This is a genomic window from Nonomuraea sp. B5E05 (assembly GCF_039880665.1).
GTDB lineage: Bacteria > Actinomycetota > Actinomycetes > Streptosporangiales > Streptosporangiaceae > Nonomuraea.
The window spans coordinates 1-22,947 of the sequence record NZ_JBDPMJ010000008.1 but is presented as its reverse complement, the minus strand read 5'-3'; the positions used below and the strand labels follow the sequence as shown (position 1 = coordinate 22,947).

Genomic DNA, 22,947 nt, shown 5'->3' with positions numbered 1-22,947 from the left:
GTCAAGGAAGTGTGACGGACGTAACGTCACCGTTACTCACCGAGAAGTTCGGGGATCTCCTGGGTCGCGTACCACATGAGCTCGTGGGCCTCCGCGCCGTCCACGGTGAACTTCGCGTCGTCGTCGCCCGCGTCGGAGGCCGGCAGCGCGGCGATCGCGGCCTCGACGTCGGCCACCGCGTCATGGTCGTCGACGTGCACGGCGGCCACCTTGGCCAGCGGGACCGGCCCGGCGAGGCGCACCCTGCCCCGCTCCTCGAGATCGACGCCGGCGGACACCTCACGGTCCGGCACCTCGGCCGCGACCACGACACGCCTGGGCGCGGCCTTCCCGCCGGCGGCGGCCAGCAGGCGCAGCGAGGCGCGGGCCGCCTCGGTGAGCGCGACGTATTCGAGCTCCTCGGTGTCGCCCGAGGCGTACCACTCGGTCAGCGCGGGGGTCACCGCGTAGCCGGTCAACGGGGCCGGGCCAACCTCTCCCGCCTCGACCGCCGCGGCCAGGGCAGGGAGAGTGCACGGCAGATAGACGCGCATGACGTACCTTTCCACGCTTTCGCCAGGGCTCGGCCATCGGGAACCCGAGCCACCAGACCGACACCTTACTGATGGGCGCCCTGCTCATCAGCCCGCCGCCTGACCACGACGCCCCGGCGGGCTGTCATGCCCGGCGCAGCGTGAGGCGGAGGTGGGACTCGAGCTCCGTGATGGTCGACTCCGCGTCGCGGTGGTGGATGCCGGCGATGCCGAGGGCGCGGGCGGCCAGGATGTTGGCCTCGATGTCGTCGATGAACACGCACTCCTCGCCGGGGAGCCCGATCTGGCCGAGGGCGTGGTGGAAGATGCGCGGCTCGGGCTTGCGCATGCCGACCTCGCCGGAGATCACGACCGCGTCGAAGAGGTCGTCCCAGTCGTCGCGGGCATACGTGTTCGCCCAGGAGTTGGAGAGCAAACACGTTTTAAGTCCATTTTTCCGCACGTCGCGGAGCACGTCGTACATCGCCTCGACCCGCTCGAACCCCGCGAACATACGATCCAGCAGCCCTTCCGCCACCGGCGGCACCCCGTCGAGCGTGAGCAGCCGGGCCGCGAGATCGCGCTCGAAGGCGGGACCGTCGAGCTCGCCGCGTTCGAGCGCGTGGACCGTGCTCTCCCCCGCACCGTCGCCGTAGGCGTGATCGACCATCTCGCGCATCACGACGTAGTAGTGCTCGGCGTCGATCCGGTCCTCGCGAATCCACCTGCCGATGGAGTCGGACAGGCTCGTCGTGAGCACCCCGCCCCAGTCGATCAGCACACCCGTGACCACGACCACCTCCATGCTCGAACGTCGTTCCAGAATAAGGTGTCCCGCGGCCCGCGCTCACGCCCGGCCGCGCGGCACCACCAGCCCCGTCTCGTACGCCGCGACGACCGCCTGGGTCCTGTCACGCAGGCCGAGCTTGTTCAGCACGCGACTGACGTGCGTCTTGACCGTCTCCTCCGTCACCAGCAGCCTCCCCGCGATCTCCGGATTGGACAACCCCTCCGCGACCAGTCGCAGCACCTGCGTCTCGCGCGGGGTGAGCCTGGCCAGCTCCGCCACGGGCGCCTCGCCCCTCGGGACCTGGCGGGCGAACTCGCTGATCAGCCGCCGGGTGACCGCCGGGGCCAGCAGCGCCTCGCCCGCGGCGATGACGCGTACGGCGTCGAAGAGCCGCTCGGCGGTGACGTCCTTGAGCAGGAAGCCGCTGGCCCCTGCGCGCAGCGCGTCGTAGACGTACTCGTCGAGGTCGAACGTCGTCAGGATGAGCACCCGTGGCCCGCCGGGCCCCGCGAGGAGCCGGGTGGCCTCGATGCCGCCCATGCCGGGCATGCGCACGTCCATGAGCACCACGTCGGGCGACCGCTCGCGGCACACCCGCACCGCCTCGGCGCCGTCGGCGGCCGTGCCGGCGACCTCGAAGTCCGGCTGGGTGTCGAGCAACTCGGCGAAGCCGGTGCGCACCACCAGATGATCGTCGGCGATGACGACACGGACCTTGGGGCCACTCATCCGCTCGGTCGTTCCTTTCCGGAGAGGCGTTCGTCGCTGCGCGGGAGGCGGGCCTCGACGAGGAAACCCCCGCCCGGCGCGGGCCCAGCGTGCAGGTCGGCGCCGACGGCCGCGGCGCGCTCGCGCATGCCTGACAGACCGTGACCACCCTGCTCATCACCGGGCTCATCATCGGGCTCATTACCGGGCTCATTACTGGGCGGTCCCGGCCCGTTGTCGCGGACGCGCAGCCGCACGACCTCGTCACCGTAGTCGAGCTCCACGTCCACGGCCGCGCCCGGGGCGTGCCGCCGCACGTTCGTGAGAGCCTCCTGGACGATCCGGTACGCGGCCAGTTCCACCCCCGGGTCGAGCTCCACCGGGGCGCCGCGCAGGACGAGCCGGGTGACCGTGCCCGACGCCTCGCGCGACGCGTCGAGCAGCTCGTTGAGCTCGTGCAGGCGCAGGCCCGGCTGAGGCCGCCAGGCCGGCTCTGCCTCCGCGTCCTCGCGCAGCACGCCGAGCAACCGCCGCATCTCGGTCAGCGCAGCCCTGGCGGTGTCGCCGATCGCCAGCAGCCGCTCCGCACCGGCGTCGGGCATCCCGGGGACGGCGAGCCGGGCCGTCTCCGCCTGCACGGCGACCATGGAAATGTGGTGGGCGACCACGTCGTGCAGCTCGCGGGCGATACGGGCGCGCTCGCCCCTGGCCGCGTGCTCCAGCAGGCTTTCCGACATGACCTGCCGGGCCGCCGTGTCGGCCATCGCCCGGCGGCGGGCCCGCCGCGCGATCCCCGCCAGCGCGGCCGCAGGGGCCGTGCACGCCGCCAGCAGGGCGAGCATCCACGCCTGGCCGTCCGTACGACCGGCCGCCGCCAGCGCCACCGCCAGCAGCGGGAACGGCGCCACGGCCAGCACGGCGGGGACCGGCGACCCGTGGCGGCCGGACCGGTAGGCGGCGATCAGCTGCGTGACCGCGCCCGCCACGGTGAACGTGTCGAAGGCCGCGATCGACATCACCGCCGCCGCGCAGGCGACCAGGGCACCCGCGAGCGGCTGCGCCCACAACAGCGGCAGCGGGAGCGTGGTGGCCAGCGCGAGCAGCGGCAGAACGATGAGCTGGGCCGGGCCCGGCACCCAGGGCCCGGCGCCACGCTCCCCCGGCCCCGTCGGATCCGCGGTCGGCGGGACGTTGACAAGGGTGCCCGCAGGCCCGTACGGGGTGCCCGCGGGCACGCTCACCGTGTCGCCCGTCACCGGCTGCGTCGACGAGAACGCCAGCGACTCGGCCACGGCGACCAGCGCCACCAGCAGGCCGGTCGCCAGGGGCGCGTACGGTGCCAGCGCCGTGCACGCGGCCGGGATCCGGCGCACCCACGCCACCCGCCTGCCACCCGCTCGCCTCACGCAAGCCATTGTCACCGCCCCGCGGCCCGCCGCCATCCCTCGTACGAGGGACGGGCCGTAGCGGGCGTCAGGGAGGGCGGAGATGGCTCCGTCGCGTGACGACCGGCACGGGGTCCGCTGCCTAGTCTGCCTGGCGTGGAAGCAACCATCGAAGTCTCCGGGCTGCGCAAGCGGTTCGGCGCGACCCAGGCCCTGGACGGAATGTCATTCACCGTACGGCCTGGCCAGGTCACCGGGTTCGTCGGCCCCAACGGTGCGGGCAAGTCCACCACGATGCGGGTGGTGCTCGGCCTGGACACCGCCGACGAGGGCAGGGCGCTGGTCGGCGGGCGACCGTACCGGAGCCTGCGCACCCCCTTGCGGCACGTCGGCGCGCTGCTGGACGCCGGTGCGCTGCAACCGAGCCGCACCGCGCGCGACCACCTGTTGTGGCTGGCCCGCTCCCAGGGGCTGGGCGCCGGGCGGGCCGACCTGCTGCTGGGGCGGGTCGGGCTGACCGACGCGGCGAGACGCCGCGCGGGCGGGTTCTCGCTGGGCATGCGCCAGCGGCTGGGGATCGCCGCGGCGCTGATGGGCGACCCGCCGATGCTCATGCTGGACGAGCCGTTCAACGGCCTCGACCCCGAGGGCATCGTGTGGATCCGTGAGCTGCTGCGGTCGCTGGCCGCCGAGGGGCGGGCCGTGCTGGTGTCCAGCCACCTGATGAGCGAGTTGCAGGACACCGCCGGCCATCTCGTGGTGGCGGGCCGGGGCCGGGTGATCGCGGACACCAGCGTGGCCGACCTGATCGCGGCCGCGTCCGGCGGCCAGGTGACGGTCCGCACGATGGCACGGGAGCCCGCGATGTCGGCGCTGGCCGGAGCGGGCGCCACGGTGACCGTCACCGGACGTGACACGCTCACCGTCGCGGGGCTGGCCGCCGAGCACGTCGTACGGCTGCTCGGCGACCGGTCCGTGCCGTTCTCCGAGGTGAGCGCCCACCGGGCGACGCTGGAGGAGGCGTACCTCGACCTGACCAGGGGCGCCGTCGACCACCGGGGAGCCGCGCGATGACCGCCGTCACCCCCTACCGCTCGGACCTGCGAGCCGGGCGGGACGGGTTCTGGCAGCTCGTACGCGCCGAGTGGACCAAGTTCCGCACCGTTCGCGGGTGGGTGGCCGGCGTGGCGACCGGGGCGCTGCTCGTCGTGGGCCTCGGGTTGTCGTTGGCCGCGGGCAGCCACTCCTCCTGCAGCAAGGGGCCGGTGGAGGTGCCGTGTCCCGTCCCTCCGCTGGGCCCTGGCGGGCAGGCCGTGGAGGACCGGTTCTTCTTCGTCCACCAGCCGCTGGACGGCGACGGCGTCATCACCGCGCGCGTCACCTCCATGACCGGCCAGATCCGCAAGCCCGACGCCACCCCTGGCGTCAGGAACGTGGTCGAAGGTGTCGTGCCCTGGGCCAAGGCCGGCATCATGATCAAGGAGAGCACGGAGCAGGGCGCCTCCTACGCGGCCGTGATGGTCACCGGCAGCCACGGCGTACGCATGCAGCACGACTTCACCGAGGACGTGGCCGGCCGTCCAGGCGGCGTCTCGCCGCGATCCCCGCGCTGGCTGCGGCTCACCCGTACGGGTGACACGATCATTGGCGAGGAGTCGCCCGACGGCAGGCGGTGGACCCGGGTCGGCACCGCCCGCCTGGAGGGATTGCCGGCGCAGGTCCGCATCGGACTGTTCGCCGCCTCCCCCGGTGACCTGACGATCTCGCCGAACGCCGCCGGCGGGTCCGTCGCGGCGTCCCGCTTCACGGAGGCCACCGCCGTCGCCGACCGGGTCACCGTGCGCGGCGCCGGCACCGGCGGCACGTGGAAGAACGACGACATCGGCGTCACGATGGACCTCGACGGCGTGACGCCCCATCACCCGGGCCGGCTGGAGCGCTCCGGCGGCGCGTTCGCCATCACCGGCGTCGGGGACATCGCGCCCCTCACGGGCGGGGGCACCGTCGAGCGCACGCTGTTCGGCGTGATGGCGGGGCTGATCGCGACGATCGTCGTGGGGGTGCTGTTCGTGACCGCCGAATACCGGCGGCGGCTGATCCACACCACGATGCTGGCCAGCCCGCGCCGGGGCCGGGTGCTGGTGGCCAAGGCCGTGGTGATCGGCTCGGTGACGTTCCTCGCCGGGCTGGCCGCCGCCGGCGTCACGCTGCCGGCCGGGCGGCGCATCCTGAGCGGCAACGGCGTCTTCACCCAGCCGGTCCCCCTGCTCACCGAACTGCGCGTGATCGCGGGCGTCGCCGCGCTGCTGGCCGTGGCCGCCGTCCTCGGCCTCGCGCTCGGCGCGCTGTTCCGGCGCAGCGCGACGGCGGTCGTCGTGGCCGTGGCGGCCACCCTCGTCCCGTACGTGCTCGCGATCCTGTCCTTCCTGCCGGAGAGCGCGTCGGAGTGGCTGCTACGGATCACCCCTGCGGCCGGGTTCGCGATCCAGCAGAGCGTGCCCGAATATCCGCAGGTGATCGCCCACTACGCGCCGGTGGCCGGCTACTACCCGCTGGCGCCGTGGGCCGGCTTCGCCGTCCTGTGCGGCTACACCGCCACCGCCCTCGCCCTGGCCGCGTACCGGCTGCGCGGGAGTGACGTATGAGACATGCCGTGTGCGCCGAGTGGACGAAGCTGCGCACCGTGCCGGGGCCCGGGTGGCTGCTGGCCGGGACGGTCGTGCTGACCGTGGCGCTGAGCGCCGTGGCGGCCTCTTCCGTGACGTGCGCGTCGGCGAGCTGCGGCCACGACGCCGCCAGGATCGGCCTGCAGGGCGTCCAGCTCGGCCAGGCGACGGTGGCGCTGCTGGCCGTGCTAATGGTGTGCGGCGAGTACAGCACGGGCATGATCCGCACCAGCCTCGTCGCGATGCCGCGCCGCACCACCGTCCTGGCCGCCAAGGCCACCGTGCTCACCGGCCTGACGCTGGCCGCGGGGACCGCCGGCGTGCTGGGGTCGGTGCTGGCCGGGCGGCTGCTGCTCCCTGGCAGCGGATTCACCCCGGCCCACGGCTACCCGCCGCTGTCGCCGGCCGACGGCCCGACGCTGCGCGCCGCCGCCGGGTCCGTGCTCTATCTGGCGCTGATCGGCCTGCTCAGCCTGGGCGTCGCCACCGCCGTACGGGACTCCGCCGCGGCCACGGGCACCGTGCTGGGCCTGCTCTACCTGTTCCCGCTCGCCGTACGGATGGTCGGGGACGAGGGGACGCAGCGGTTGCTCTGGCAGCTGTCGCCGGCCAGCGCCGGGCTCGCGGTCCAGGCCACCACCGGCGCCGCCGTCCTGCCGCTCGGCCCGTGGGCGGGGCTGGGCGTGCTCGCCGCGTGGGCGGCGGCCGCGCTCCTGGCCGGCGGGCTGCTGCTGGGCCGGCGAGACGCCTGAACGTCCGGGAAGGATCGCAGCGGCCTCAGCCGCCCGAGACCCGGGCGGCCAGCTTGCGGTGCTCGGCGGAGCGTAACACGCGGGCCGCTTCCTCGGCGGAGGCGACGGGGGCCTCGGCCAGCAGGCCCTTGGACTGCTTGAGCGTGAGCAGCCTGGTGACCGACTGGTCGAGCCGCTGCTCGGAGATGCGGCCCGACTTCACCGCCGCCAGCACCGCCCGGTGGGCCTCGGGCAGGTCGTTGGGCATGAGCAGCAGGTCGGCGCCGGCCAGCACGGCACGGACCGCCACCTCGCCGTCGTCGTATTTCGTGCGCGCCCCGCCCATGTTGAGCGCGTCGGTGGAGATCACGCCCTTGAAGCCCAGCTTCTCCCGCAGCAGGCCGGTGAGGATGGGCTTGGACAACGTCGCCGGGTCTCCCGACGGGTCGAGCTTGGGGAAGACGATGTGGGCGCTCATCACGGCGTCCACCCCCGCGGCGATCGCGGCCTTGAACGGCGGCGCGTCGATCCGCTCCCACTCTGCCTTCGTGTGCTCGATCACGGGCAGCCCGCTGTGGCTGTCGACGGTCGTGTCGCCGTGGCCGGGGAAGTGTTTGACCGTGGCGGCGATCTTCGCGTCGTCGAAGCCCTTGACCGCCGCCGAGACCATCTTGGCCACCTTCTTCGGGTCGTCGCCGAAGGCCCGCCTGCCGATCACGGGGTTTCCGGGGTTGACGTTGACGTCGGCGACGGGGGCGAAGTCGAGGTTGACGCCGAGCGCCCGCAACTCCCGGCCGGTGGCCGCGGCCACGGCCCGCGACAACGACAGGTCCTTCTTCGCGCCGATCTCGCCCGCGCCGGGGAATTCTGTCATGAGCGCGGACATCCGCGACACCAGGCCGTTCTCCTGGTCGGTGGCCACCAGGAGGGGGACGCCCCTGGCCGCGCGCTGCATGCCGTTGGTGAGGCCGACGACCTGGCGGGAGCTCTTGACGTTCTGCGGGAAGAGGATCACACCGCCCAGGTGATATTTCCTGATCACCTTGGCCGGGGTCTGGGCGCCGTAGCGGGCTTGGTTCTCCCCCGACACCGAGGAGGCGGAGGTGCCGTAGAGGACGGGCATGAACAGCTGGCCCACCTTCTCCGCGACGCTCATCTCGGCCAGCGCGCTCTTGACGGGATCGGGCCTGTCCGGCGTCTGGGGCGGGCGCTGCGGGGCGGACCGCGTGGGTGGCGCCGCCTTACTCCCCGGCGGCGTCGTGCCCGCCGAACCGCCGCCACCGGCGCACGCGGCGAGCGCGATCGTCAGGACACCTGCCGTTGCGATGCGTCGAGGGGAGTGAGGCATGCCTCCTAACGTATCCGTGCGACGACCCCGCCGACCCCGGCTTCCGTCAGAGCCCGAGCCTGCCGAGTTCGGAAAGGTGCACGCGGGCCGCTGCACGGGCGGCGCCCGCCGTCGTCTGCTCCCGCGCCGCCTCGGCCGCGAACGTGCACTGCTGCAGGGTGTGCGCGGCCAGCCCGGCGCGTACGGCGGGCAGCGCCCCGGCCCCCATCGACAACGTCGTCGCCCCCAGGCCGACGAGCACGCACGCCAGCGCCGGGTCGGCGGCCGACTCCCCGCAGATCCCGCACGGCTTGCCCACGTCGTGGGCGGCGCGCGCGGCCACGGCGACCAGGTCGAGCAGCGCGGGCTGCCACGGGTCCTGGAGCGCGCTCACGGCGCCGAGCTGGCGGTCGGCGGCGTAGGTGTACTGGGACAGGTCGTTGGTCCCGACCGAGACGAAGTCCACGGGCGCGAGCAGGTCCTTGGCCCGCAGCGCGGCGGACGGGATCTCGATCATCACGCCCACTCTGCGCAGCCCCTTGGCCCGGCACCGCTGCGCGAACCAGTGGCTCTCCTCGGCCGTGGCCACCATGGGCGCCATCACCATGAGGTCGTCGGTCGCGACTTCGGCCAGCGCGCCGAGCTGTGCCTCCAGCACCTCGGGGAACTTACGGAACGCGCGCAGGCCCCGCTCGCCCAGCGCCGGGTTCGGCTCTGTGGTGGAGGGCAGGAACGCCAGCGGTTTGTCCGCGCCGCTGTCGAGCGTCCTGACGACGACCTTGCCGCCGGGGAACGCCTCCAGCGCCGCCTGGTAGGCACGCCGCTGCTCCTCGGCGGACGGCGCCTCGGCGCGGTCGAGGAAGAGGAACTCGGTCCGGTAGAGCCCGATGCCCTCGGCCCCCGCCTCCCGGGCGGCGGCCAGGTCGGCCGGGCTGCCGATGTTCGCGAAAAGCGGAACGAGGTGGCCGTCGGCGGTCCGGCCGGGGCCCTCCGCCTCGGACACCGCGGCCTGCCTGGCCGTCGCGGCGCCGACGGCCTCGGCCACGTCGGACTCGGCCGGCTCCAGGCGCACCTCGCCCGAGCCGCCGTCGGCCATCACCCGCACACCCTGCCGGATGGTGGTCGCGCCCGGGCAGGCCACGACGGCGGGCACGCCCATCGCCCTGGCGATGATCGCGGTGTGGCTGGTGGGGCCACCCTCCTCGGTGACGAACGCGGCGACGTCGCCCCTGGACAGCAGCGCGGTGTCGGCGGGCGCGAGGTCCCGGGCGACCAGCACGTACGGCTCCGCCGGCGCGGCGGGCAACCCTGGCATCTCGTGCCCGTAGAGGAGCGCGACCACGCGGTCCCTGATGTCGTTGAGGTCGGCGGCCCGCTCGCCCAGGTATCCACCGGAGCCGGCCAGCACGTCCCGATATTTCGTGAAAGCTTCGTAGACCGCCCTCGGCGCGGCCAGCCCGCGGTCGATCAGGGAGCGCACCTTCACCACCAGGCCGGGGTCCTCGGCCATCAGCGCCTGAGCCTTGAGGATCTCCTCGGCCTCGCCGCCCGCCTGGTTGCCGCGGGCCTCCAGCTCGCCCGCGACCCGGGTGAGCGCGGCCATCGCGCGCTCCTTCTCCTGCTCCGCCTCACCGGTGTAGGTGGCGCCCTCGGGGGGTTCGGGCACGGAGGCGGTCAGTACGTACGCGGGGCCGTGCCCGATGCCCGGGCTGACCCCCACCCCCCGCAGATTCATGGCTTACCGGCGATCTCTGCCAGTTCGTCGAGCACCTCTTCTGAGCCTTCGCCCTCCGCGGAGATCACGACGGTCTCGCCCTGGCGGACGTCGAGCCCCATGATCGCGAGGATGCTCTTGCCGTTGACGGGGTCACCGCCGTGGGCCTTCGCCACCGCGATGTCCATCGGAGCCTGTTTGGCCCGCTGCACGAACGTCGCCGCGGGCCGGGCGTGCAGCCCCACCTCCGCCGCGACGGTGACCTTGCGCTCACCCATCTGTTTCTTCCTCCTTCTGCGCTGGTCCGGACCAGCCGGACCCGGGATCGTACGGCGCCTGCCGATCGGGGTCGAATCGGCGGCATGCCTATTGTGACGCCTTGGCAGCAGGTCTATTCCCATATGAACAGCTCGTCTCCTGCCTGCACCCTGCCCCGAGCGACCCCGGTCACCGCATCGGAGAGCGCGTCCAACGCGACCACCGGGCAGACCGGCGAGCGTCCGCCCGCCTCGACGTCCGACGGGTCCCACGCCACCACCGCCTGACCGGCGCGCACCCTGTCACCCTCGGTCGCCAGCAGCCGGAATCCCTCGCCCTTGAGCTGGACCGTGTCGATGCCCAGATGCACCAGCACGCCTCTGCCGTCGTCACCCACGATGACGTACGCATGCGGATGCAGCTTCATGATTTTTCCCGCTATGGGGGCAACGGCCTTTCCCGGCCCTCTCAGCGGATCGATCGCCGTTCCCGGCCCCACCATGCCCGCGGAGAACACCGGATCGGGCACCGCGGCCAACCCCACGGCCGCCCCCTCGACCGGGGCGAGAACAGTCGTCATGATCTCGCCCTTAGCCGATGATGTCCTCGATGTCGCTGGCGATCGTGTCCGCCTCCGGCCCGACGACGACCTGGACCACGTTGCCCGCGGCCATCACGCCGTGCGCGCCCGCCGCCCTGAGCGCCCCCTGATCGACCATGGACGCGTCGCGCACCTCCGTACGCAACCGGGTGATGCAGGGCTCTATCTCGATGATGTTGCCGGCACCGCCGAGCGCCGCGATGATCGCGTGGACGTCAGCCGCCATCCGGTCCTCCCTTGCGCTAACACTCTGACCAGGCTAGACGACGCTGTGTGATCAGTCCGTCTGAGTGACCTTGTTGAGGCCGCGCGGCGCGTCGGGGTCGATGCCGAGCCTGCGGGCGAGCGCCTCGGTGAGCAGCTGCCCCGGCACGATCAGGCCCATCGGCGCGACCCACTCGGGCAGGTCGGGACCGTTGAGCGCGGCCGTGCCCGCCCGCGCGAGCGCCTCGCCGCCCCCGATCGTGTACGCCGCCGCCCCCGCGGCCACCACCCGCTCGGCCAGCGCGACCGTACCGGCCAGGGTGGGGCTGTTCTCGGAGGCGACCAGCAGCGCGGGGGTGTCGGCGTCGACCACGGCGATGGGCCCGTGCAGCAGGTCGGCGTACGACAGGCCCATGGCGTGCAGGTAGCAGGCCTCCTTGAGCTTCAGCGCGGTCTCCAACGCCGTGGAGAACGCCAGCCCGCGCCCCGACACCACCACGCCCGGCTTGTCCGCCAGCCCTTCGACCAGGGCGTTGAGGTCGCCGGGTGCCGCGATGAGCTTCTCCACGGCCTCGGGCACCCGCCGCAGCTCCGCCACGTCCACGTCGGCACCGAGCCCCAGCGCGAGCACGGCCAGCGCGGCGAGCTGCGTGGTGTAGGTCTTGGTCGCCGGCACGGCCTCCTCCTCGCCGGCCACCGTGCAGAGTGCCACGTCGGCGGCCTGGGCCAGCGGGCTGTCCGCGCCGCCGTTGGTGACGCCGACCGTCCTCGCCCCGCAGTCCTTCGCCCAGGCCAGCGTCTCGACGATCTCCTCCGTGCGCCCCGACTGCGAGATGGCCACGGCCAGCACGCCGTCGAGGTCGAGCCGGCGCTTGTACGTCGTCGCGATCGACGGCGCGGCCAGCGCCGACAGGCGGCCCGCGTGCGACTCGACGAGGTAGCGCCCGTACACTGCCGCGTTGTCAGAGGTGCCACGCGCGATGAACAGCAGCTGCTTCGCGTGCTCGCCCACCGCGCGCACTTCGTCGACCCTCGGGAGCAGGGCGTCCAGCGTGGCCTGAATCGCGGCCGGCTGCTCGGCGATCTCGCGGCGCATCTTCGTGGTCATCTCGGGCTCATCCCTCAAATCCGTGGGGCTTAGACTTGACCGTCTTTTGCGACATGTGGTCTAGTCCGGACTAGACCAGTACGAACCCTAACTCATTGCCCTGGTCAGTTCGAGAGGAGGATCCGTGGCGCACATCGATCCGGACAGCCCGGTGCCCAAATACTTCCAGCTTCGCGAGATCCTGCTGGATCTCATCGACAGCGACGAGCTCAGCATCGGCGCCGCCATCCCCTCCGAGCGCGAGCTCTGCCAGCGCTTCGGCCTGTCCAGAATGACCGTACGGCAGGCGGTCGACCACCTCGTCTCCGAGGGGCGCCTGCACCGCGTCCCCGGCAAGGGCACGTTCGTGGCCCGGCCCAAGATCGAGCTGGCGCTGCAGCTGACCTCGTTCACCGACGACATGAGGGCCCGCGGCATGATCCCCGGCTCGCGCGACCTCGACAGGAGGATCGTGCGCGCCAGCGCCCACCTGGCCAAGGAGCTGGGCATCCAGCCGGGCGAGGAGGTGCACTTCATCGAGCGCCTGCGCACGGCCGACGGGGAGCCGCTGTCCATCGAGCGGGCGCACATCCCGGTCAAGCTCGCCCCCGGTCTGGCCGACCACGACCTGTCCGACAAATCACTGTATGAGCTGCTGGAGAGCCGCTACGGTCTCGTCATGGACGCCGGCGAGCTCACCATCGACGGCGGCATCGCCGACCCGAGCGACGCCGACCTGCTGAAGCTGCCGCGCGGCGGCGCCGTGCTGCTGCTCCAGCGCAGGTCGTTCGCCGGTGGTGTCTGCGCGGAGCTGGGCGTGTCCACCTACCGCGCCGACCGCTACCAGCTGCGCACCCTACTCGAGCCCTGAGGGTCGGCCCCCACCCCCGGAGGAACGCCCGGTGAACGAGACCACCGCCGCCCGGCCTTCGCCGGGCGCTCGCGTGATGACCGTGCTCCAGCGGCTGGGCCGCTCCTTGATGTTGCCCATCGCCGCCCTGCCCGCGGCGGCCCTGCTGCTCCGCGTCGGCCAGCCCGACATGCTCGGCTCGAACGGAGCCGAACCCGGCGGCCTGGCGGACGTGGCGGGATTCGCCTGGGTGGGCCAGGTGGCCGAGGTGCTGGCCGCGGCCGGCGGCGCGCTGCTGGAGAACCTTCCCCTGCTGTTCGCCGTGGGCGTGGCCATCGGCTTCGCCCGCAAGTCCGACGGCAGCACCGCGCTCTCCGCCATGGTCGGCTACCTGGTCTTCGACCGGGTGACGAAGGTCATGTTCTTCGGCTCCGACATCCGCGACACCGTCGCGATCAAGGAGGTCCAGGACCAGGGCGTCGTCGAGATCATCGACTACGGCATGCAGAATCCCACCCAGGTCCTCGGCGGCATCGTCATGGGCCTGGTCGCGGCCCTGCTCTGGCAGCGCTTCCACCGCATCAAGCTGCCGTCGTGGCTGGCGTTCTTCGGCGGGCGCAGGTTCGTACCGATCATCACCGCCATCGTGGCGCTGCTCATCGGCGTGCTCTTCGGCTGGCTCTGGCCGGTGCTCGGCGAGTGGATCCGGCACGCGGGCGAGGCCCTGACCGCGATCGGCCCGATCGGCACCGGCATCTACGGGCTGATCAACCGCCTGCTCATCCCCCTCGGCCTGCACCACTTCGCCAACTCCGTCGTCTGGCACGTGGTGCCGCAGTGCGACGTGGGCGGCCAACTGCTGGGCGGCGACTGGAACTGCTATTTCGGCGGCGCGGCGCACGCGGGCCAGTTCATGGCCGGCTTCTTCCCCATCATGATGTTCGCCCTGCCCGCCGCCGCCCTGGCCATGTGGCGCGCCGCGCCGCCGCACCGGCGGGCCAGCGTGGGCGGCATCATGTTGTCGGCGGCGCTGGCGTCGTTCGTCACCGGCATCACGGAGCCGATCGAGTTCGCCTTCATCTTCGTGGCGCCGCTGCTCCTGGTGGTGCACGCGATCCTGACCGGCCTGGCCATGGCGCTGACCACGCTGATCGGCGGTCAGCTGGGCTTCGGCTTCTCCGCCGGCCTGCTCGACCTGCTGCTGAACGCCAGCAAGTCCAACACCGAGAACTTACCCGGCATCCTCGCCCTGGGCGCCGTCTACGGCGTGCTCTACTACGCCGTCTTCACGTTCCTGATCCGCAGGCTCGACATCCTGACGCCCGGCCGGGAACCCGAACCGGACGTCGACTCCGGCGAGACCTAGCGCCGGTTCCCCGCGATCCGCCGCGGGGTAGTAATCCCCGCGACCCCCGCGAGCGATGTGGTGGGACCACCGTCATGAGCCCTGGCCGGTCGTCGCTGTTCGGCGGGCTGCAACGCGTGCTGTTCACCGTACTGATGCGCTCCCTGAACCTCGCCACGCCCGGCCGCGAGCCCGCCTGAGTTCAGGACGGCCGATGCGTACGCCGCTCCGCGACCGAAACGGCGCGCAGCCCTCGACGAGGGGATCCAGCTGCGGAGGACCTTCTTCTCGCAGCGGGACGAAAAGCGACCCCAGCCAGGGGAAGCTGGTGGCCGCTGTATTCCTGGGCCGGGCCGAAAACTCCTTATGACGTTTGTTTCTCCCCCTGAGCCCTTGGAGGTTGCGTGTCCGCAACACCCCACGTCGGCATCACCCCCGCCCCCGAGCCGCCCTACGACGACGGCCGGCGCAGGGCGGGCAGCGCGGCGTCCCGGACCCACGGAGCCCTGGCCCTGGACGCGCGTCCCCTGGTGTGGGGAGCACCTGGAGCGGCCCCGGACGAGCGCAGGCTGCGCCATCTCGGGCAGGCCCTGGCGGAGGTGCTCACCGGCCGCCGCCCGCCCGAGACGCTGGCCGGCCGGCTCACCGAGCGGGCCTACCGGGATCTCGTCAGGGCCGGGCGGATGATCGCGGCCAGCCGCCCCCCGTTCGCCGGGAGGCCGCACGTGACCGAACCCAGGGAAGGCGCCCTGGAGATGTGCGTCGTCGTGCACTGCGGCGAGCGCGACCACGTACTCGCCGCCCGCCTGGAACGGCGGGGCCACCAATGGCTCTGCACCGACTTCGAGACCGCCTGACCGCCCGGCGGCCTCACCTCATCGAGCGAGACCCCGCACAACCGTGCTTCAGCCCAGGAAAGGCCGCGCAACCGGCCGCCCGAAGAGGGTGCGTACAGAGCCGAAGACCCCCACCCCGGAGAGGTGAGGGTCTTCGCAGGAACCGTCAGGCGGCGTTCTTCGGGTCGCCGTGGCAGCGCTTGTACTTCTTGCCCGACCCGCACGGGCAGGGCGCGTTGCGCTCCACGTTGCCGTAGGCGGCCCGCTCGGCGGAGGTCGTGCGCACCCGGGTGTGCTCGACCTCGCCCTGCTCGCCGGGCGCCGAGTATTCGAGCTCGGCCGGTCGCTCGGGACCCCGCAGCCCGCGCGCGATGATCGAACGGGTCTCCGCCAGCGCGTCGTCCTCTTCGGCGACGATCGGGTTCTCCTGCACCTCGACCTCGAGGTTGAACAGGAAGCCGACGGAGTCCTCCTTGATGCCCTCGAGCATCGCGGAGAACATCTCGTAGCCCTCGCGCTGGTATTCGATCTGCGGGTCCTTCTGCGCGTAGGCCCGCATGCCGATGCCCTCGCGCAGGTAGTCCATCTCGTAGAGGTGCTCGCGCCACTTGCGGTCGAGCACCGAGAGGATCACGCGGCGCTCGAGGTCACGCGTGGTCTCGGGACCGAACTCCTCCTCGCGCCTGGTGTACGCGGCCAGCGCGTCGGCCTTCATCCGCTCGCTGATCAGCTCGGCGGTCACCTCCTCGCGGGAGCCGGCCTCCTCGACGATGTCCTCGATCGTGACCTGGACCGGGTAGAGCTCGCCGAACGCCTTCCACAACTTCTCGAGGTCCCACTCCTCCGCGAAGCCCTCGGTCGTGGCGCCCTGAACGTAGCCGTCGATCACGTCGCTGATGAAGCCGCGCACCTGCTCGTGCAGGTCGGCGCCCTCCAGCACGCGGAGGCGCTCGGCGTAGATGACCTTGCGCTGGCGGTTCATCACCTCGTCGTACTTCAGAACTTCCTTGCGGATCTCGAAGTTCTGCTGCTCGACCTGGTGCTGGGCGGAGGCGATCGCCTTGGAGACGATGTTGGACTCGATCGGCTGGTCGTCGGGGATCTGCAGTCTGGTCATGATCATCTCGACCCTGGCCGAGTTGAACAGGCGCATGAGGTCGTCGCCGAGCGACAGGTAGAACCGCGATTCGCCGGGGTCGCCCTGGCGGCCGGAGCGTCCGCGCAGCTGGTTGTCGATGCGCCGCGACTCGTGCCGCTCGGTGCCCAGGACGTAGAGGCCGCCGAGCTTGGTGACCTCGTCGTGCTCGGCCTTCACCGCCGCCTTGGCCTTCTCCAGCGCCTCGGGGTAGGCCTTCTCGTATTCCTCCGGCGTCTCGACCGGGTCGAGCCCGCGCTGGCGCAGCTCGAGGTCGGCGCGGAACTCGGGGTTGCCGCCGAGCTGGATGTCGGTGCCTCGACCCGCCATGTTGGTGGCGACGGTGACGGCGCCCTTGCGGCCCGCCTCGGCGATGATCGACGCTTCACGTGCGTGGTTCTTCGCGTTGAGCACCTCGTGCTGCACGCCACGCCGCTTGAGCGCCTTGGACAGCCGCTCGGACTTCTCCACCGAGGTCGTGCCGACGAGGACCGGCTGCCCGGCTTCGTAGCGCTCCTTGATGTCGTCGACCACCGCGTTGAACTTGGCGTCCTCGGTCTTGTAGACCACGTCGGCCTGGTCCTTACGGATCATCGGCCGGTTGGTCGGGATCGGGACCACGTTGAGCTTGTAGGTCTTGTTGAACTCGTTGGCCTCGGTGACGGCCGTGCCGGTCATGCCGGCCAGCTTCTCGTAGAGGCGGAAGTAGTTCTGCAGGGTGACCGTGGCGAGCGTCTGGTTCTCGTCCTTGACCTTGACGCTCTCTTTGGCCTCGATGGCCTGGTGCATGCCCTCGTTGTAGCGGCGGCCGTGCAGGATGCGGCCGGTGAACTCGTCGACGATCAGCACCTCGCCGTCGGCGACGATGTAGTCCTTGTCCTTCTTGAACAGCTCTTTGGCCTTGAGCGCGTTGTTCAGGAAGCCGACGAGGTGGGTGTGCTCCGGCTTGTAGAGGTTGTCGATGCCGAGCCAGTCCTCGACCTTCTCGACGCCGGACTCCAGGATGCCGACCGTGCGCTTCTTCTCGTCGACGACATAGTCGCCGGTGCTCTCCTCGCCGGGGTTCTTCGCCTCGACGCCCCTGCGCAGGCGGGGCACGATCTTGGCGAACTCGTTGTACCACTTGCCCGACTGCTCGCCAGGGCCCGAGATGATCAGCGGCGTGCGGGCCTCGTCGATCAGGATCGAGTCGACCTCGTCGACGACCGCGAAGAAGTGGCCGCGCTGCACGCACTCGTCGAGCGACCAGGCCATGTTGTCGCGGAGGTAGTCGAAGCCGAACTCGTTGTTGGTGCCGTAGGTGATGTCGGCTTCGTACTGCCTGCGGCGCTCGTCGGGCTGCTGGCCCGACACGATGCAGCCGACCTCGAGACCGAGGAAACGGTGGATGCGCCCCATGTTCTCGGCGTCGCGCTTGGCGAGGTAGTCGTTGACCGTGACGACGTGCACGCCCTTGCCGGCCAGCGCGTTGAGATAGCTCGGCAGGGTGCAGGTCAGGGTCTTGCCCTCACCGGTCTTCATCTCCGAGATGTTGCCCAGATGAAGGTTGGCGCCGCCCATGATCTGCACGTCGAAGGGTCGCTGGCCGAGCACCCGCCGGGCCGTCTCACGGACCGTCGCGAACGCTTCGGGAAGCAGGTCGTCGAGGCTCTCGCCGTCGGCGTGGCGCTTGCGGAACTCGTCCGTCATCGCCCGCAACTCCGCGTCGGACATGCCTGTGAAATGGTCCTCAATGGAGTTGACCTGGTCTGCGTACCGCTTCAGCTTGCGTAGGATCTTGCCTTCGCCGGCACGTAGGATCTTGTCGAGAATGGCTGCCACTTTATGTAAAGCTCCTCGCAGGTCTACCCCGGCGGCGCCGCCAGGAGGAGAGGCCGAGACAAACTTCCCCGTTGCCATGGTAGGCGGTTCCGCAAGCAGACACAGCCACCGTGCCGACGAGGGCGCAAGACTGGTCTGGGAGAATGGGCTCAAGGCAGAGGATATGCCGGTTGAGAGCCGGCTCGCACCAATAGCGCGATAACCGGCAAAGGAAGGATTTGTCATGGTTGAGGGGAAGAAGTCGGAGCAAACCGAGAATCTTGGCAGCCACGGCGGGCGCGCGTCATCGTGGCTGGCGGTGACCGTGATGCTGGTGGGCACGGTGGTGGCCGGCTTCGGGCTGACCGCCGGTAACTGGACGCTCGTCTGGATCGGTGCCGGTGTGTTCGTCGTGGGCGGCATCCTCGCTCTCGTCTTCGACATCTTCACCGACGTCGTGATCGACGCTCCGCGCGTGGGCATGCGAGCCGAAGACCACCGCTGACGTACTCTTCGCACGGCGGGCGCCCGTCCAACGGGCCGCCCGCCGTTTTCCATTCCGGCGATCCCCCGGGCGTGTCCCGCCCCACGGCCGTCCGCCACACCCCCGGATCCCCGGTCCCCGTCCGCCATGCCCGGGTGCCCGTCCGGTACGTCCATGAGCCAGGGCCTGGAGGCCCTCTTTCCCGCACCCCCGGCGGTCCGGGCGGGCGGAAATGTCGGTGGCCGCCGCTAGATTGCTCGCATGCACCGCCGTACGGAGATGCCGACATGACCCCCCTACCGGATCTGACCGCCGACGAAGCACGACGCATCATCCTGCGCGCCCAGGGCCTCATCGGGGCCGACGCACGCAAGGGTGGGGTGCACGCCATGCTGCGCAGGCTGGGTGCCGTGCAGCTCGACACGATCTCGGTCCTCGCCCGCTCCCACGAGCTGGTCGCCTACGCCCGCCTGGGCGCGGTCGGCAGGTCCAAGATCGAGCGCGCATACTGGCACAACCCCGCCCAGAGCTTCGAATACTGGTGCCACGCGGCCTGCATCCTGCCCATCGAGCACTGGCCGCTCTATTCGTTCCGCCGCCGCGCCTACCGCGAGCGGCGCTTCCGCTGGCACGAGGTCCCCGACGACGTCGACAAGCTGCTGGAGAAGGTGCGCGAGTCGGGGCCGCTGACGACGTCCGACGTGGGCGGCGCCAAGAACGGCGGCCCGTGGTGGGACTGGTCCGACTCCAAGATCGGCCTGGAGTGGCTGCTCGACATCGGCGAGCTGGTCTGCACCCGCCGCGTCGGCTGGCGGCGCGTCTATGACCTGGCCGAGCGCGCCGTCCCCGCCGACCTGCTGGGCGACGACCTGTCCGACGAGGAGTGCATCACGCGCCTGGCCGCCATCGCGGGCCGTTCGCTGGGCGTGGCCAACCGCACCGACCTGATCGACTTCCTCCGGCTCAAGGGGCGTCACGCGGCGATACTCGACGAGGTGCTGCTGAGCGGGGCCGCGGGGCTGGTGCCCGTGGCCGTCACGGGCTGGCCGGGCAAGCAGGGCCTCGCCAACGCCTGGGCCGATCCGGCCGCCCTGGCAGCCGAGCCGCGCGGCCGCCACCGCACGACGCTGCTGTCGCCGTTCGACTCGCTCATCTGGCACCGCGGCCGCACCGAGCGCGTCTTCGGCTTCCGCTACACGCTGGAGCTCTACGTGCCCAAGCACAAGCGTGTCCACGGCTATTTCACGATGCCGGTGCTGGCCGGCGGCCGTCTGATCGGCCGCGTCGACCCGGCGCGCGAGGGCACCACGCTGGTGGCCAGGCAGCTCAGCCTGGAGCCCGGCCTCTCCTCCGCCCGGTGGGCCGACGCCCTGCGGGAGGCGCTGTGGTCGGCGGCCGACTGGGTCGGCTGCGACTCCGTCCGTGTCGACCGCGCCGACCCTCCTGAACTCGCACCGATCCTGAGCACGGCCAGGAGGGGTTGAGCACCGTTTCGAGAGGCGCCATGTCCGAGATCTACGACTGGGCGCCCAAGGCGGGGGTACGACCGGAGCCCGTCCGGATCCGTCTCGACTGGGATCGGCTGCGCTCGTGGACCTTCTATGTGATCTCCAGCATGCGTTCGCGCACCGCGTAGACCACGGCTTCCATCCGCGAGTGCAGTTGCAGCTTGTCGAGGATGTTGCGCACGTGGTTCTTCACGGTGTTCTCGGAGATGAACAGCTGCTTGGCGATCTCGCGGTTGTTCATGCCCTTGGCCACCAACCGCAGCACCTCCATCTCCCGGTCGGTCAGCCGGGGCACGGGGAGCTGGGGCGGGCGCTCGGCCTCCTTGCGACTCATGTTGGCGAACTCGCTGATGAGCTTGGCCGCCATCGCCGGGTTGATTAACGACTGGCCCTCGTGCACGCCACGCACCGCGGCGGGGACGTCGTTGATCTGGACGTCCTTCAACAGATAGCCGGTGGCGCCCGCCTTGATGGCCTCGAAGAGGTCTTCCTCCTCGTCGCTCACCGTCAGCATGATGATGCGGGTGCTCGGGACGGAGGCCTTGATGCCCTTCGCCGCCTCGATGCCGTCCTGCCGCGGCATGCGCACGTCCATGAGGGCGACGTCGGGCATGAGGCGATCGGCCAGTTCGACCGCCTCCTGCCCGTCGCTCGCCTCACCGACCACCTCGATGTCGGGCTCAGCGGCCAGCGCCAGCGCCAGGCTGCGCCTGATCAGCTCGTGATCGTCCACGATCAGCACGCGGATCGGCTCGCTCTCGGACGCGCGGACCTCGCCGGACTCGGTCACGAGGCCTCCTTGCGCAGCCTCGCGACTGTGTGTTCGTCGCTTCGCTCGCTCATCTGAACCTGACTGAGCTCGCTCACGTCTCCTCCTCGTCGGGGGGCCAGAGCCGTTGAACCGCCATGATGGCACGGGTGCCGCGGTTCTCGGGTGGTCGAGAAGATCTTCTAGCGCGCTGTCAGGGCTCTACGAGCCGCAGCACACCATAGTTGTAACCGCGTCTGTTGTAGACGACACACGGCTGGCCGCTCTCCTTGTCGCGGAAGAGGTAGAAATCGTGCCCGACCAGCTCCATCTCGAGGAGGGCCTGGTCGATGGTCATGGGCTCCGCCTTGTGGAACTTCTCCCGGACGATGAGCGGACCGTCGCCGTCCATCTCGATCGGGACGATGTCGTCGTAGAGCCGGTCGCTCTTCTCCTGCTCGTCCTCGTCGGGCTCCTTGGCCTGCTCGGGGACGGAGGGCCGGGTTACCGGGGGAAGCCCGGCGGCGTCAGGAAGCGTCGCGGTGATCTCCGCCACAGAAGGCGGGCAGTGGTTGCCGTGATGGACCTTGCGCCGGTCGGCCAGGCGCCTGAGGCGGCCTTCCAGCTTGTCGAGGGCGAGATCGAGTGCTGCGAACCGGTCGTCGGCCGACGCCTCGGCGCGGATGGCCGGTCCTTTCGAGTGAATGGTGAGCTCGACACGCTCGCGTCGGTCGGCGAGGCGCGGGTTGCGTTCCTTCGACACCTCCACGTCGACTCGGATGATGTTGTTGTCCAGACGTTCGATCCTGGCCAGCTTGGTCGTCACGTGGTCTCGGAACCGATCACTCACTCCTGTGTGCCGGCCCTTGACGATGATGTCCATGCAACAGCCCCCTTCGTCTAACGACAGAGCAAGAGCGCCCGACGATGTGCGTGCCGGGTGGGGTCTTCTGTCTGCCTTTCTGCCACCGTTACCCTCTTCCGACTCGACGTCACCGGGAACTCAGTGGGCACCCGCCCGGCCGACCTGGTCTTCGACCCCACATCCGCCTGCTGAGGGTCTCGCAGCTCAATCGCCACTACTGCCCTTCTCTTCTGACGAGGGACATCTGGCCCCTCGGGAAGGCAGGACTTACCCCTAAGCCGCACCGTGATCGGTCGACAAAGAGTCGCCTTACGTGGACCGTTTTGCCTGCGGCTGGCATCGGCTAGCAGAGCCGGGAACACCGGCTCTGCGCAACCACGGACCCGAACGGGTGCCATGTCAGAACGCTATCCGCATCCAGGGAGAATGTCAGCCGGAGGGTCGATCAAACGATCACTTTCCGTGATTTTCCACGGTGCGGAAAGCGCATTCCGAGACCCGGCGCACCCGGCCGGCACCCCTTACGCGTACGAACGTCCTGACCGCTGAGCTGCCCCGGCATGCCACTCGGGCAAGGCACATGTCACCTTCAGGTTAGAGCGGCGAATTGGATCTTTCTTTACTCACCGTCACCTAACGACTTCCAAGATCTTCGGCGTGTCGCGGCGACGGTGACCGCCAGCGGCGTCCGCACGCCGGCCGACCGCAGCGCCCGCGCGGCCTCGGCGAGAGTGGCGCCGGTGGTCACGATGTCGTCCAGGAGCAGCGCAACGGGCGCTGGAGGGCCTCCGGCGGGCGAGGCGACCTGGAGTGACCCCGTGAGGTTGGCGGCCCTCTCGGCGGAGCTCAGGCCCGCCTGGTCGGCCACACCCCGAGCCTGGACCAGCCCTGGCCACGCCCGCGCCGGCATCCCCAGCGCCCGCAGGTCGCGCGCGACCAGCACGGCGAGCCGCCCCACCGGATCGTGCCCCCTGCCGCGCAGACTCCGCCGCGCGCTGGGCACGGGAACCACCGCGAACCGGCCGCACGCCCACGATGCCCGCGTCCGCCCGATCGCCGTCACGGTGGTGAACGTCGCCGCCTGCGCCAGCACCCCGGCCAGCGCCACCGCACCGCGCTCCTTGTAGGCCACCACCGCCTTCCTGACCACGCCGGTGTAGGGCGCCGCCGACCAGCAGTCGGGCAGGCAGGGCGGGGACGGGTCGGGCCTGCGCGGTGCGGGCGAGGCGGTCAGCTCGGCGACGCAGCCATCGCACAAGCGCGCCCCCTTGCCCGGGTTCGACATAATTCCGCGGCCTGGAGGCCCGAATCTAGCTCCTGACCTGTGCTGACATGGGTGTAGGCGCCTGGAGGGCGTTTCTCTAGGCGGAGCTGTTCGCCTGGTTCAGCGGGG

At 71.0% G+C, this 22,947-nt stretch carries 22 protein-coding genes; 8 read left to right on the top strand and 14 right to left on the bottom strand.

From position 1 onward, the window contains the following. Positions 1 to 32: 32 nt before the first annotated feature. From ABGB01_RS16655 to ABGB01_RS16640, 4 genes are all read right to left on the bottom strand, one after another. Entirely contained in the window at positions 33 to 533 is a 501-nt protein-coding gene (locus tag ABGB01_RS16655; protein ID WP_347774236.1) for a hypothetical protein, read from the bottom strand. A gap of 124 nt (positions 534 to 657) precedes the next feature. Next, complete coding sequence (locus ABGB01_RS16650) at positions 658 to 1,317, bottom strand: HAD family phosphatase (protein ID WP_347774234.1); 660 nt, start codon at positions 1,315 to 1,317, stop codon at positions 658 to 660. 42 nt (positions 1,318 to 1,359) lie between these two features. Then, positions 1,360 to 2,031 (bottom strand): response regulator transcription factor, encoded by a 672-nt coding sequence (locus ABGB01_RS16645; RefSeq protein WP_347774233.1) that lies wholly within the window; start codon positions 2,029 to 2,031, stop codon positions 1,360 to 1,362. Further along, entirely contained in the window at positions 2,028 to 3,416 is a 1,389-nt protein-coding gene (locus tag ABGB01_RS16640; protein WP_347774231.1) for a sensor histidine kinase, read from the bottom strand. Before ABGB01_RS16640 ends, ABGB01_RS16645 begins: the two co-directional genes overlap by 4 nt. Before the next feature lie 135 nt (positions 3,417 to 3,551). Here ABGB01_RS16640 and ABGB01_RS16635 point away from each other — a divergent pair, with 135 nt between their 5' ends. Genes ABGB01_RS16635 through ABGB01_RS16625 form a run of 3 tightly spaced genes read left to right on the top strand, consistent with a single transcriptional unit; the run spans position 3,552 to position 6,813 of the window. Then, a complete protein-coding gene (locus ABGB01_RS16635) occupies positions 3,552 to 4,469 on the top strand; it encodes an ATP-binding cassette domain-containing protein (protein WP_347774229.1) in 918 nt (305 codons plus the stop codon). Next, positions 4,466 to 6,040: an ABC transporter permease subunit gene (locus ABGB01_RS16630; RefSeq protein WP_347774228.1), complete on the top strand. Its 1,575-nt coding sequence runs from the start codon at positions 4,466 to 4,468 to the stop codon at positions 6,038 to 6,040. Before ABGB01_RS16635 ends, ABGB01_RS16630 begins: the two co-directional genes overlap by 4 nt. Beyond that, positions 6,037 to 6,813: an ABC transporter permease gene (locus ABGB01_RS16625; RefSeq protein ID WP_347774227.1), complete on the top strand. Its 777-nt coding sequence runs from the start codon at positions 6,037 to 6,039 to the stop codon at positions 6,811 to 6,813. The genes ABGB01_RS16630 and ABGB01_RS16625 overlap by 4 nt, the downstream gene beginning before the upstream one ends. Before the next feature lie 25 nt (positions 6,814 to 6,838). Here the strand turns inward: ABGB01_RS16625 and nagZ are convergent, their stop codons facing one another. The 6 genes from nagZ to ABGB01_RS16595 all read right to left on the bottom strand — a co-directional run bounded on the left by nagZ (position 6,839) and on the right by ABGB01_RS16595 (position 12,004). Next, the gene (nagZ, locus tag ABGB01_RS16620; protein WP_347774226.1) at positions 6,839 to 8,140 is read right to left on the bottom strand and encodes a beta-N-acetylhexosaminidase; all 1,302 of its coding nucleotides are present in this window, start codon (positions 8,138 to 8,140) and stop codon (positions 6,839 to 6,841) included. A 46-nt stretch (positions 8,141 to 8,186) separates the two neighbouring features. Then, positions 8,187 to 9,854 carry a phosphoenolpyruvate--protein phosphotransferase gene (gene ptsP / locus ABGB01_RS16615; RefSeq protein ID WP_347774225.1) on the bottom strand — a complete coding sequence of 556 codons (1,668 nt, stop codon included), beginning with the start codon at positions 9,852 to 9,854 and terminating at the stop codon, positions 8,187 to 8,189. Continuing rightward, on the bottom strand, positions 9,851 to 10,111 hold the full coding sequence (locus ABGB01_RS16610) for an HPr family phosphocarrier protein (protein ID WP_132596043.1): 261 nt from the start codon (positions 10,109 to 10,111) through the stop codon (positions 9,851 to 9,853). The genes ptsP and ABGB01_RS16610 overlap by 4 nt, the downstream gene beginning before the upstream one ends. A 113-nt stretch (positions 10,112 to 10,224) precedes the next feature. Continuing rightward, on the bottom strand, positions 10,225 to 10,671 hold the full coding sequence (locus ABGB01_RS16605; RefSeq protein ID WP_347774224.1) for a PTS glucose transporter subunit IIA: 447 nt from the start codon (positions 10,669 to 10,671) through the stop codon (positions 10,225 to 10,227). 10 nt (positions 10,672 to 10,681) lie between these two features. Next, complete coding sequence (locus ABGB01_RS16600; protein ID WP_347774223.1) at positions 10,682 to 10,918, bottom strand: PTS glucose/sucrose transporter subunit IIB; 237 nt, start codon at positions 10,916 to 10,918, stop codon at positions 10,682 to 10,684. Positions 10,919 to 10,969: 51 nt separating this feature from the next. After that, the gene (locus tag ABGB01_RS16595) at positions 10,970 to 12,004 is read right to left on the bottom strand and encodes an SIS domain-containing protein (protein WP_347774221.1); all 1,035 of its coding nucleotides are present in this window, start codon (positions 12,002 to 12,004) and stop codon (positions 10,970 to 10,972) included. Positions 12,005 to 12,128: 124 nt separating this feature from the next. Here ABGB01_RS16595 and ABGB01_RS16590 point away from each other — a divergent pair, with 124 nt between their 5' ends. From ABGB01_RS16590 to ABGB01_RS16580, 3 genes are all read left to right on the top strand, one after another. Beyond that, on the top strand, positions 12,129 to 12,854 hold the full coding sequence (locus ABGB01_RS16590) for a GntR family transcriptional regulator (protein ID WP_347616450.1): 726 nt from the start codon (positions 12,129 to 12,131) through the stop codon (positions 12,852 to 12,854). A gap of 31 nt (positions 12,855 to 12,885) precedes the next feature. Further along, positions 12,886 to 14,199, top strand: coding sequence for a PTS transporter subunit EIIC (locus tag ABGB01_RS16585; RefSeq protein WP_347774219.1), 1,314 nt, complete (start codon positions 12,886 to 12,888; stop codon positions 14,197 to 14,199). 383 nt (positions 14,200 to 14,582) lie between these two features. Continuing rightward, a complete protein-coding gene (locus ABGB01_RS16580) occupies positions 14,583 to 15,035 on the top strand; it encodes an Rv3235 family protein (RefSeq protein WP_347774218.1) in 453 nt (150 codons plus the stop codon). A 145-nt stretch (positions 15,036 to 15,180) separates the two neighbouring features. Here ABGB01_RS16580 and secA read toward each other — a convergent pair whose 3' ends face one another. Then, positions 15,181 to 17,970, bottom strand: coding sequence for a preprotein translocase subunit SecA (gene secA / locus ABGB01_RS16575; protein ID WP_347774217.1), 2,790 nt, complete (start codon positions 17,968 to 17,970; stop codon positions 15,181 to 15,183). Positions 17,971 to 18,193: 223 nt separating this feature from the next. Here secA and ABGB01_RS16570 point away from each other — a divergent pair, with 223 nt between their 5' ends. Together ABGB01_RS16570 and ABGB01_RS16565 are read left to right on the top strand one after the other, a co-directional pair. Continuing rightward, a complete protein-coding gene (locus ABGB01_RS16570) occupies positions 18,194 to 18,454 on the top strand; it encodes an HGxxPAAW family protein (RefSeq protein ID WP_132596035.1) in 261 nt (86 codons plus the stop codon). Between the two features lie 266 nt (positions 18,455 to 18,720). Then, positions 18,721 to 19,917: a crosslink repair DNA glycosylase YcaQ family protein gene (locus ABGB01_RS16565; protein ID WP_347774216.1), complete on the top strand. Its 1,197-nt coding sequence runs from the start codon at positions 18,721 to 18,723 to the stop codon at positions 19,915 to 19,917. A 115-nt stretch (positions 19,918 to 20,032) separates the two neighbouring features. Here ABGB01_RS16565 and ABGB01_RS16560 read toward each other — a convergent pair whose 3' ends face one another. The 3 genes from ABGB01_RS16560 to ABGB01_RS16550 all read right to left on the bottom strand — a co-directional run bounded on the left by ABGB01_RS16560 (position 20,033) and on the right by ABGB01_RS16550 (position 22,812). Then, on the bottom strand, positions 20,033 to 20,731 hold the full coding sequence (locus tag ABGB01_RS16560) for a response regulator transcription factor (RefSeq protein ID WP_132518859.1): 699 nt from the start codon (positions 20,729 to 20,731) through the stop codon (positions 20,033 to 20,035). A gap of 172 nt (positions 20,732 to 20,903) precedes the next feature. After that, positions 20,904 to 21,572: a ribosome-associated translation inhibitor RaiA gene (gene raiA, locus ABGB01_RS16555; protein WP_347774215.1), complete on the bottom strand. Its 669-nt coding sequence runs from the start codon at positions 21,570 to 21,572 to the stop codon at positions 20,904 to 20,906. Positions 21,573 to 22,173: 601 nt separating this feature from the next. Continuing rightward, positions 22,174 to 22,812 (bottom strand): ComF family protein, encoded by a 639-nt coding sequence (locus tag ABGB01_RS16550; RefSeq protein ID WP_347774214.1) that lies wholly within the window; start codon positions 22,810 to 22,812, stop codon positions 22,174 to 22,176. Between the last annotated feature and the right edge of the window lie 135 nt (positions 22,813 to 22,947).

Excerpts from the sequence above, each read along its gene's own strand:
- ABGB01_RS16655 (WP_347774236.1), bottom strand. The coding sequence starts at position 533 with ATGCGCGTCTATCTGCCGTGCACTCTCCCTGCCCTGGCCGCGGCGGTC.
- ABGB01_RS16650 (WP_347774234.1), bottom strand. The coding sequence starts at position 1,317 with ATGGAGGTGGTCGTGGTCACGGGTGTGCTGATCGACTGGGGCGGGGTG.
- ABGB01_RS16645 (WP_347774233.1), bottom strand. The coding sequence starts at position 2,031 with ATGAGTGGCCCCAAGGTCCGTGTCGTCATCGCCGACGATCATCTGGTG.
- ABGB01_RS16630 (WP_347774228.1), top strand. The coding sequence starts at position 4,466 with ATGACCGCCGTCACCCCCTACCGCTCGGACCTGCGAGCCGGGCGGGAC.
- ABGB01_RS16625 (WP_347774227.1), top strand. The coding sequence starts at position 6,037 with ATGAGACATGCCGTGTGCGCCGAGTGGACGAAGCTGCGCACCGTGCCG.
- nagZ (WP_347774226.1), bottom strand. The coding sequence starts at position 8,140 with ATGCCTCACTCCCCTCGACGCATCGCAACGGCAGGTGTCCTGACGATC.
- ptsP (WP_347774225.1), bottom strand. The coding sequence starts at position 9,854 with ATGAATCTGCGGGGGGTGGGGGTCAGCCCGGGCATCGGGCACGGCCCC.
- ABGB01_RS16610 (WP_132596043.1), bottom strand. The coding sequence starts at position 10,111 with ATGGGTGAGCGCAAGGTCACCGTCGCGGCGGAGGTGGGGCTGCACGCC.
- ABGB01_RS16605 (WP_347774224.1), bottom strand. The coding sequence starts at position 10,671 with ATGACGACTGTTCTCGCCCCGGTCGAGGGGGCGGCCGTGGGGTTGGCC.
- ABGB01_RS16600 (WP_347774223.1), bottom strand. The coding sequence starts at position 10,918 with ATGGCGGCTGACGTCCACGCGATCATCGCGGCGCTCGGCGGTGCCGGC.
- ABGB01_RS16595 (WP_347774221.1), bottom strand. The coding sequence starts at position 12,004 with ATGACCACGAAGATGCGCCGCGAGATCGCCGAGCAGCCGGCCGCGATT.
- ABGB01_RS16570 (WP_132596035.1), top strand. The coding sequence starts at position 18,194 with ATGGTTGAGGGGAAGAAGTCGGAGCAAACCGAGAATCTTGGCAGCCAC.
- ABGB01_RS16565 (WP_347774216.1), top strand. The coding sequence starts at position 18,721 with ATGACCCCCCTACCGGATCTGACCGCCGACGAAGCACGACGCATCATC.
- raiA (WP_347774215.1), bottom strand. The coding sequence starts at position 21,572 with ATGGACATCATCGTCAAGGGCCGGCACACAGGAGTGAGTGATCGGTTC.